At 66.0% G+C, this 9,055-nt stretch carries 7 protein-coding genes; 1 reads left to right on the forward strand and 6 read right to left on the reverse strand.

From position 1 onward, the window contains the following. Positions 1-115 precede the first annotated feature (115 nt). From B2W55_RS17560 to B2W55_RS17585, 6 genes are all read right to left on the reverse strand, one after another. On the reverse strand, positions 116-805 hold the full coding sequence (locus B2W55_RS17560; RefSeq protein WP_024579871.1) for a response regulator: 690 nt from the start codon (positions 803-805) through the stop codon (positions 116-118). After that, positions 802-3,513, reverse strand: coding sequence for a sensor histidine kinase (locus B2W55_RS17565; RefSeq protein ID WP_024579870.1), 2,712 nt, complete (start codon positions 3,511-3,513; stop codon positions 802-804). Before B2W55_RS17565 ends, B2W55_RS17560 begins: the two co-directional genes overlap by 4 nt. A 39-nt stretch (positions 3,514-3,552) precedes the next feature. After that, positions 3,553-4,158, reverse strand: coding sequence for a K(+)-transporting ATPase subunit C (locus B2W55_RS17570; RefSeq protein ID WP_024579869.1), 606 nt, complete (start codon positions 4,156-4,158; stop codon positions 3,553-3,555). A 112-nt stretch (positions 4,159-4,270) separates the two neighbouring features. Further along, entirely contained in the window at positions 4,271-6,382 is a 2,112-nt protein-coding gene (kdpB, locus tag B2W55_RS17575; RefSeq protein ID WP_024579868.1) for a potassium-transporting ATPase subunit KdpB, read from the reverse strand. 25 nt (positions 6,383-6,407) lie between these two features. After that, a complete protein-coding gene (gene kdpA / locus B2W55_RS17580; RefSeq protein WP_024579867.1) occupies positions 6,408-8,111 on the reverse strand; it encodes a potassium-transporting ATPase subunit KdpA in 1,704 nt (567 codons plus the stop codon). Between the two features lie 118 nt (positions 8,112-8,229). After that, positions 8,230-8,319, reverse strand: a complete 90-nt coding sequence (locus B2W55_RS17585; protein WP_016846764.1) for a K(+)-transporting ATPase subunit F — start codon at positions 8,317-8,319, stop codon at positions 8,230-8,232. A 422-nt stretch (positions 8,320-8,741) separates the two neighbouring features. On the opposite strand from B2W55_RS17585, the gene B2W55_RS17590 reads away from it, so the two are divergent. Beyond that, on the forward strand, positions 8,742-9,055 hold a 314-nt coding region (locus tag B2W55_RS17590), incomplete at its 3' end, for a hypothetical protein (RefSeq protein ID WP_291532259.1).

Genomic DNA, 9,055 nt, shown 5'->3' on the forward strand with positions numbered 1-9,055 from the left:
TTCCGGCCTGTGTCGTCGCACGGCTTGGCCGGGCGACCCAGCATTCCGAGGCAGTGCTGATCAAGCGGAGAAGCCTCGGCGTACTGGATGCCCCGCCTTCGCGGGGCATGACAGCTCAGTCGGCCGCGCGCAGCCGATAGCCGATACCGGTCTCGGTCAGCACGAATTGCGGACGCTCAGGGTCGGCCTCGATCTTCTGGCGGAGCTGCCGGACATAGACCCGCAGATATTGCGCGTCAGTCAACTCGTCCCACAATTCCTTCAAGAGGAAACGATGGGTCAGCACCTTGCCGGCGTGCTGCACCAGCACGCGCAGCAGGTCATACTCCTTCGGCGACAGCTTGATCTCTTTCTCGCCAACCTTGACGATCCGGCGCACCAGGTCGACCGAGAGATCGCCGGAGCGGAACACCGGCCGTTCGCCCTGCACCTGCAACTGATGACGGAGCGCCGCGCGCAGCCGCGCCAGCAATTCGTCCATGCCGAACGGCTTGGTCAGGTAGTCGTCGGCGCCGAGATCGAGCGCCTGCACCTTGCCGGCCTCGTCGCCGCGGCTCGACAGCACCACGATCGGCACGCTCTCATTGCGGCCGCGGATCATGCGCAGGAGATCATGGCCCTGGATGTCGGGCAGGCCGAGATCGAGGATGATCAGCGCCGGTCCTTCGGCCAGCATCTCCAATGCCATCTTGCCGTTGGAGGCCTCGAGGATGTCATAGCCCTGCGTGCTCAGCCCCATCCGCAGCAGCTTGCGGATCGGCGGCTCGTCGTCGATGACCAGGACCTTGATGGGCGTCGCGTTCATGCAGCAGTGTCCAGCGCGTTGGTGTCGGCCGGGATCGGCAGGCGGATGGTGATGACGGCGCCGCTGCGGTCGGAGCGGTTGGCCGCCGCGATCGTGCCGCGCATCGCCTCGACGAAGCCGCGCGAGATCGCCAGCCCAAGGCCGGTGCCGGGGCGGACATGGTCGCCCTTCTCGGCGCGATAGAACTTGTCGAACACGCTTTCCAACTCGGCGGCCGGAATGCCGTTGCCCTCGTCCAGGATCTGCAACGCCACCGCGCCGCGGTCGCGGCTGCCACGAATCGAGATCGTGGTGTCGGAGGGAGCGTATTTCGCGGCGTTGTCGAGCAGGTTGAACAGCACTTGCTCGAACAGCACCGCGTCGAGCTCCAGCATCGGCAGGTCGGCCGCGAGCTCCAGCGACACCCGGTGATGCACCAGGATCTTGGCGGCACGCCGCAGCGCGCTGCCGACGATTTCGCCGACATCGTGCCGCGCGGTGTTGGGCACGATGGCGCCGGATTCCAGCTTGGTCATGTCGAGCAGGTTGGCAATGAAACGATTGAGCCGCTCCGACTCGTCGATCACGGTGGCGAGCAGATCATGCTTCTGGGCGGCGCTCAGATTGGCTTCGAGATCGCGCAGCGCCGAGGCCGAGCCGAGCACCGAGGCGAGCGGCGTCTTGAGGTCGTGCGAGATCGAGGTCAGGAGCGCGCCGCGCAACCGGTCGGATTCGACCGTGCGCTTGACCCGGTCCATGTCCTCAACCAGCAGCACGCGCTCGATCGCGAGTGCGCCCTGGTCGACCAGCGCATCGAGCAGCCGGCGCTGGTCCGGCGTCAACAGCGGTCCGGTTCGGTCGTCGTCGATGCCGATCACCCCGATCGGGCCACGACCGGTGCGCATCGGCAGGAACAGCCGCTTGCCGCCCGGTAGCGTGTCCGAGCCGCGGCCGGCCGGGCGGTCGTTGCCCCAGGCCCAGTTGGCGGCAGCGAGATCGGCCTGGTCGAGCTGGTCTTCGGGCGGATAGCCGCTCTTGACCGTCAGCATGCCGCCCTCCGGCAGCAGCAGCACCACGCGCACCTTGAGCATCAGCGCGATCTGATAGGCGGTCGCCCACAGCACGTCGTCGAGCGTCGCGGTGCCGGCGAGCTTGCGGCTGAAAGCGTAGAGTGATTCGGTGGTGCGGACCCGGCCGATCGCGGTGTCGGCCTGGGTGCGTACCCGCGCCGCGACATTGGAGACGATCAGCGCGATCAGCATGAAAAAGAAGAACGCCGCGACATTGGTCGGGTCGGTGATGGTGAAGGTGTAGACCGGCGGCAGGAAGAAGAAATTGTAGCACAGCGAGGCCGCGACGCTCGCCAGCAGCGACGGCCACAGACCGTAGCGCGCCGCGGCGCCGACCACGACGGTGATGAAGACGAGATCGACGTTCTCGATGCCGAAGAACGGCTGGATCAGCTTGGCCGCGCCGAGCCCCAATGCCGTCAGCAGCAGCGCCATCAGATAGGGCTGCGGCTTGAACGGCTCCTGCCGCTGCGCGGTCTGCACCGCCGCCTTGCCGACCGGCAGCTCGTCGCCGGCGATCACGTTGACGCTGATATTGCCGGCCCGGCGCACCAGGTCGTGCACCACTGAGCCGTGTGTCAGCTCGAACCAGCGCGAGCGCGTCGACTTGCCGATGATGATCTGGGTGACGTTGTTGGCCTGGGCGAAGCTGATGACGTCGTCGGCGATGCGGCGGCCGACCCCGGGCAGCGTCAGCGCCTCGCCGCCGAGCGACTCCGCGAGCCGCATGGTGTCGGCCAGCCGGTCGCGCTGCTCGTCGCTCAGTTGCAGGCTGCGCCGGGTCTCGATGCTGACCGCGGTCCATTGCGCATGCAGCCGGTCGGCCAACCGCTTGGTGTAACGCACCAGGCCGGCGGCGCGCGGGTCCTCGCTGAGACAGACCAGGATGCGTTCACCAGCGGCCCAGGGGCCCTGGATCGCATTGGCCTGCATGTGGGTGAGCAGCTGCTCGTCGACCCGTTCGGCGGTGCGGCGCAGCGCCAACTCGCGCAGCGCGGTCAGGTTGCCGGGCGAGAAATAATGCTCCAGCGCGCGCTCGGCCTGTTTGGGCACATAGACCTTGCCCTCCTTGAGCCGCTGGATCAGGTCGTCGGGCGTGAGGTCGATCAGCTCGATGGCGTCCGCACGATCGACCACCGAGTCCGGCACGGTCTCGCGCACCCGCACATGGGTGATCTGCGCGACGACGTCGTTGAGGCTCTCGATGTGCTGGATGTTGATCGCGGTGTAGACGTCGATGCCGTGCGACAGCAATTCCTCGACGTCGAGATAGCGCTTCGGATGCCGGCTGCCCGGCGCATTGGTGTGGGCGAGCTCGTCGACCAGCGCGAGCTGCGGCCGCCGCGCGATTACCGCGTCGAGGTCCATCTCCTCCAGCGTCTGGTCGCGATAGGCCAGCCGCTTGCGCGGCACCACTTCGAGCCCCCTGAGCAGCGCCTCGGTCTCCGCCCGTCCGTGGGTTTCCACCACCCCGACCACGACGTCGACGCCCGCCTTGAGGCGGGCGTGGGCGCTCGAAAGCATCTCGTAGGTCTTGCCGACGCCGGGCGCGGCGCCGATGAAGATCTTCAGCCGCCCCGATCGATCGGTCTCGCGACGCGCTGCCTCGAGCAGCGCATCCGGCGAGGGTCGTTTTTCAGGGTCGCGCTGATTGGCCATGCCGCAATATAGTCATCCTGCGTGAGCGGGCCTACTCCCCTATTTCGCCTTCGCCGCGTCGAGCGCCAGGTTGAGCGCAAGAACGTTAACGCGGGGCTCGCCGATCACGCCGGCAAAGCGGCCCTGGGTGTTCTGCGTCACCAGCTCGCGCACCGCGTCCTCCGACATGCTGCGCGCCTTGGCCACCCGCGGCACCTGGAACTGCGCGGCATCCGGCGAGATGTCCGGATCGAGCCCGCTGGCCGAGGTGGTAACGAGATCGACCGGCACGGAGGCCGACGGGTTCTCCGCCTTCAGCTTCTCGACGTCCTCCTTGACCCGGTCGCTCAGCGCCTTGCTGGTCGGGCCGAGGTTGGAGCCGCCGGAATTGGCCGCGTTGTAGGGCGCCGGCACGGTCTTGGAGGAGTCGTTCGGATCGGGCGCGACGGTGGCCGACGGCCGGCCATGGAAGTATTTGTCCTCCTTGAACTCCTGCCCGATCAGGGCGGATCCGATCACCTTGCCGTCCTTCTCGATCAGGCTGCCTTGCGCCTGCTTCGGGAAGATGACGCCGGCGATCACCGTCATCGCGAGCGGATAGGCAAGGCCCGTGATCGCGGTCAGCAGGACCAGCACCAGGATGGCGGGGCGGATTTCTCTCAGCATGATAGGTCTCCGAATTTTGCGCCGTCATTGCGAGGAGCAAAGCGACGAAGCAATCCACACTTTGTTCGCGTACAGATGGATTGCTTCGCTGCGCTCGCAATGACCGTTGTGGTTAAGCCAGGCCCAGAGCGGCGACGATGAGGTCGATCGCCTTGATGCCGATGAACGGGATGATGATGCCCCCTAAGCCGTAGATCATCAGGTTGCGGCTGAGCAGCGCGCCGGCGCCGACCGCGCGATACTTGACGCCTTTCAGCGCCAGCGGGATCAGCGCGATGATGATCAGCGCGTTGAAGATGATCGCCGACAGGATCGCGCTCTGCGGACTTGCCAGGTGCATCACGTTCAGCACCTGGAGCTGCGGATAGAACGCCAGGAACATCGCCGGGATGATCGCAAAGTACTTGGCGACGTCGTTGGCGATCGAGAACGTGGTCAGCGCGCCGCGGGTCATCAGCAGCTGCTTGCCGATCTCGACCACCTCGATCAGCTTGGTCGGGTTGGAGTCGAGGTCGACCATGTTGCCGGCTTCGCGGGCGGCCTGGGTACCGGTGTTCATCGCGACACCGACGTCGGCCTGCGCCAGTGCCGGCGCGTCGTTGGTGCCGTCGCCGCACATCGCGACCAGCTTGCCCTTGGCCTGCTCATCGCGGATCAGCTTGAGCTTGTCCTCAGGGGTGGCTTGCGCGAGGAAATCGTCGACGCCGGCCTCGGCCGCGATCGCGGCCGCGGTCATCGGGTTGTCGCCGGTGATCATCACGGTGCGGATACCCATGCGGCGCAGTTCGGCGAAGCGCTCGCGGATGCCGCCCTTGACGATGTCCTTGAGGTGCACGACGCCGAGCAGCTTGCCGTCCTTGGCGACGGCCAGCGGCGTGCCGCCGGCCTTGGCGATCTCGTCGGCGATGGCTTGGATCTCGCGGGCTTCCGCGCTCATCGTTGCCGCCACCGAACGGATGGTGTTGCCCGAGGCGACGGTGCGGGGCTCGCCGCCGTCGACATGGGCGAGGATGGCGTCCACCGCGCCCTTGCGGACCGACGACGCGCCGGCATCGATGCCGCTCATCCGGGTCTGCGCGGTGAACGGCACGAAGGTCGCGGCCAGCTCATTCATGTCGCGGCCGCGGATGCCGTATTTCTCCTTGGCCAGCACCACGATCGAGCGACCCTCCGGGGTTTCGTCGGCCAGCGAGGCAAGCTGCGCCGCATCGGCGAGGTCCTGCTCCGTAACGCCGCGGATCGGCCGGAACGCAGTCGCCTGGCGGTTGCCGAGGGTGATGGTGCCGGTCTTGTCGAGCAGCAGCGTATCGACGTCGCCGGCGGCTTCCACCGCGCGGCCGGACATCGCCAGCACATTGAAGCGCACTAGGCGGTCCATGCCGGCGATGCCGATCGCCGACAGCAGCGCGCCGATCGTGGTCGGGATCAGCGTCACGAACAGCGCCACCAGCACCACGACCGAGATCGAGCCGCCGGCATAGGCCGCATAGCTCGGGATCGTTACGGTGGCGAACACGAAGATGATGGTGAGGCCGGCCAGCAGGATGTTGAGCGCGATCTCGTTCGGCGTCTTCTGCCGCTCGGCGCCTTCGACGAGCTTGATCATGCGGTCGATGAAGGTCGAGCCCTGGGCTGCGGTGATGCGAACGCGGATCCAGTCCGACAGCACCTGGGTGCCGCCGGTGACCGCCGAACGATCGCCGCCGGATTCCCGGATCACGGGCGCAGACTCGCCGGTGATGGCGGCTTCGTTGACCGAGGCGACGCCTTCGATCACCTCGCCGTCGGACGGGATGTTGTCGCCGGCCTCGACCAGCACGATGTCGCCGACCTTCAGCGAGGTGCCGGGCACCATGCGGTAGGTCCGGTCGGTGCCGGTCAGGAGCTTGGCCTGGCTCTCGGTGCGGGTCTTCTTCAGCGATTCGGCCTGCGCCTTGCCGCGGCCTTCGGCTACGGCTTCGGCGAAGTTGGCGAACAGCACCGTGAACCAGAGCCACAGGATGATCTGGAAGGTGAAGCCGAGATTGGCGTTGCCGGTGACGAGGTCGCGCACGAAGATAACGGTGGTCAGCGCGGCCACGACCTCGACCACGAACATCACCGGGTTCTTCATCATCAGCCGGGGATCGAGCTTGACGAAGGCCGAGCGGATCGCCGGCACCAGGATCTTCGGGTCGAGCATGGTCGACGCCGTCACCTGCTTCTGCAGTTTCATGGTTTCCATGGATGTTCACTCCGGACGTATTCGATCAGAACAAGGTGTTGGCGTTCATGGCGAGGTGCTCGACGATCGGCCCGAGCGCCAGCGCCGGGAAGAAGGTGAGGCCGCCGATGATCAGGATCACGCCGATGACGAGGCCGACGAACAGGCCGCCGGTGGTTGGGAAGGTGCCCGCCGAGGCCGGGATCGACTTCTTCTCGACCAGCGAGCCTGCGATCGCCATCGCCGGCACGATCATGAAGAAGCGGCCGACGAACATCGCCATCGCGAGCGTCAGATTGTAGAACAGGGTGTTGCCGGTGAGGCCTGCGAACGCCGAGCCATTGTTGCCGGTCCCCGAGGTATAGGCATAGAGCACCTCGGTGAAACCGTGCGGGCCGGCATTGGCCATCGAGGCCACGGCCGAGGGCAGCACCACGCCGACCGCAGTCCAGCCGAGATACATCAGCGGCAGCACCAGGATCGCGAGCATCGCCATCTTGACCTCGCGTGCCTCGATCTTCTTGCCGACATATTCCGGCGTGCGGCCAACCATCAGGCCGGCGACGAAGATCGCCAGCACGACGAACAGCAGCATGCCGTAGAGGCCCGCGCCGACGCCGCCGATGATGACTTCGCCGAGTTGCATGTTGATCAGCGGGATCATGCCGCCAAGCGCGGTGAAGCTGTCATGCATGGCGTTGACCGCGCCGCAGGAGGCGGCGGTGGTGACGACCGCGAACAGCGAGGACGCGACGATGCCGAAGCGGACCTCCTTGCCCTCCATGTTGCCGCCGGTCAGATCGACGGCATGCAGGATCGAGGTGCCGTTGGCTTCCGCCCAGTAGGTCACGGTGACGCCGGCGACGAACAGCAGGCCCATCACGGCGAAGATCGCCCAGCCCTGGCGCTGATTGCCGACCATGCGGCCGAACACGTTGGTCATCGCGGCACCGAGCGCGAAAATCGAGATCATCTGCACCAGGTTCGACAGCGCGGTCGGATTCTCGAACGGATGCGCAGCGTTGGCGTTGAAGAAGCCGCCGCCATTGGTGCCGAGCATCTTGATCGCGACCTGCGAAGCCACCGGGCCGAGCGCGATGGTCTGCTTGCCGCCCTCGAGCGTCGTTGCGTCGACATAGGCACCGAGCGTCTGCGGCATGCCCTGCCAGACCAGGAACAGCGCATAGACGATGCAGATCGGCAGCAGCACATAGAGCGTGCAGCGCGTCACGTCGACCCAGAAATTGCCGACCGTGCGCATCGTCGAACGCGAGAAGCCGCGGATCAGCGCCATCGCGAGCGCGATGCCGGTGGCCGCCGACAGGAAGTTCTGGTGCGTCAGCCCCAGCATCTGGACCAGATAGGACAGCGTGCTCTCGCCGCCGTAGTTCTGCCAGTTGGTGTTGGTGATGAAGGAGATCGCGGTGTTGAAGGAAAGGTCCTCGGCAACCGCGGACTGTCCGGCCGGATTGAACGGCAGAAATGCCTGCAACCGCATCAGCCCGTAGATGATGGCGAAGCCGCCGACATGGAACAGCAGCATGGCGACCGTATAGGTCAGCCAGTGCTGCTCGCGCCGCTCGTCGACGCCGCCGACCCAGTAGATGCCGCGCTCGACCGGGCGCAGCACGGGTGAGAGGAAGGTGCGCTCGCCGTTGAACACGCGGGTCATGTACCAGCCGAGCGGCTTGACCAGCGCGGTTACAACAGCGCAGAACAGAATAATTTGAATCCAGCCGATGACGGTCATTGCGTCAAACCTTTCGAACGGGTGCGAGCCGCAGCAGCCACGCGAACATGCCGAGCAACAGCCCGGTCAGCACCGCGTCGGCCAACAGAATCGTGCAAAGCGCAAGCATCGCGGCCGCCTAGAAGCGCTCGGGCCGCAGCAATGCGTAGGTGAGGTAGAACAACAGGCCGAGCGAGACGAGGCCGGCAAGCGAGTAATCGAAGATCATCGCCGCCTCCGTTACAGCCGTTCGCAGGCGTAGGCGTAGCCGATGCCGGCCGCGAAGAAGCCGATCGCGAGCGCCGCCATGAGAATATCCATCATGAGAGACTCCTATGCGTCCAAGGGCGCGTGGCGGCCGTATAAGCGCTCCGCGCCGGATCGTCGTGAAGTGCCATCCGGGGCATAGGTTTTCGAGAGGTGGCGAATAAGGACGTTATAGGAATGCTATAAAGGCTGCGGGGGCAGCCGACGTTCTCAGCCGTCGTCCCGGCGAAGGCCGGGACGACAGGGGGGTCCGTCTTTATGGAATCCCTATATCTCCGCCCCCTCCTTCATCTCGTTTTCCAACGGGCACCGGGACCATTTTGGGCCTGCGGCCAATGCCTTGGGCCAAACTTTCCGAGGCCGCACCTGGGACGAGATGACGCTATGTCCGTGCTATCGCAAAACACCACCACTGACCTCGGCGAGCGGCTGCGCGACGCTTACGCCGTCACCGCCGAGTTCATGGCCGACATCGTCAGCCAGACCTGCCGACGCTTCCCGTCGGTCGGTCAGGCCGGCAAGAGCGCGCGCGTCGAGCGCCTGATCCAGTCCGGCGCCTGGACCGACGCCGCGATCGCGCTGCTCGACCTCGAACTGCCGCAGTGGCAGATTCGCCGGCTGGTCTATGACGAGGGCGAATGGCATTGCGCCTTGTCGCGCCAACGCGAGCTGCCGGACTGGCTCGACCAGTCGATCGA

The sequence above is a fragment of the Bradyrhizobium sp. UBA2491 genome, assembly GCF_002341725.1.
Lineage (GTDB): Bacteria > Pseudomonadota > Alphaproteobacteria > Rhizobiales > Xanthobacteraceae > Bradyrhizobium.

Excerpts from the sequence above, each read along its gene's own strand:
- B2W55_RS17585 (WP_016846764.1), bottom strand. The coding sequence starts at position 8,319 with ATGATCTTCGATTACTCGCTTGCCGGCCTCGTCTCGCTCGGCCTGTTG.
- kdpA (WP_024579867.1), bottom strand. The coding sequence starts at position 8,111 with ATGACCGTCATCGGCTGGATTCAAATTATTCTGTTCTGCGCTGTTGTA.
- B2W55_RS17565 (WP_024579870.1), bottom strand. The coding sequence starts at position 3,513 with ATGGCCAATCAGCGCGACCCTGAAAAACGACCCTCGCCGGATGCGCTG.
- B2W55_RS17570 (WP_024579869.1), bottom strand. The coding sequence starts at position 4,158 with ATGCTGAGAGAAATCCGCCCCGCCATCCTGGTGCTGGTCCTGCTGACC.
- B2W55_RS17560 (WP_024579871.1), bottom strand. The coding sequence starts at position 805 with ATGAACGCGACGCCCATCAAGGTCCTGGTCATCGACGACGAGCCGCCG.
- kdpB (WP_024579868.1), bottom strand. The coding sequence starts at position 6,382 with ATGGAAACCATGAAACTGCAGAAGCAGGTGACGGCGTCGACCATGCTC.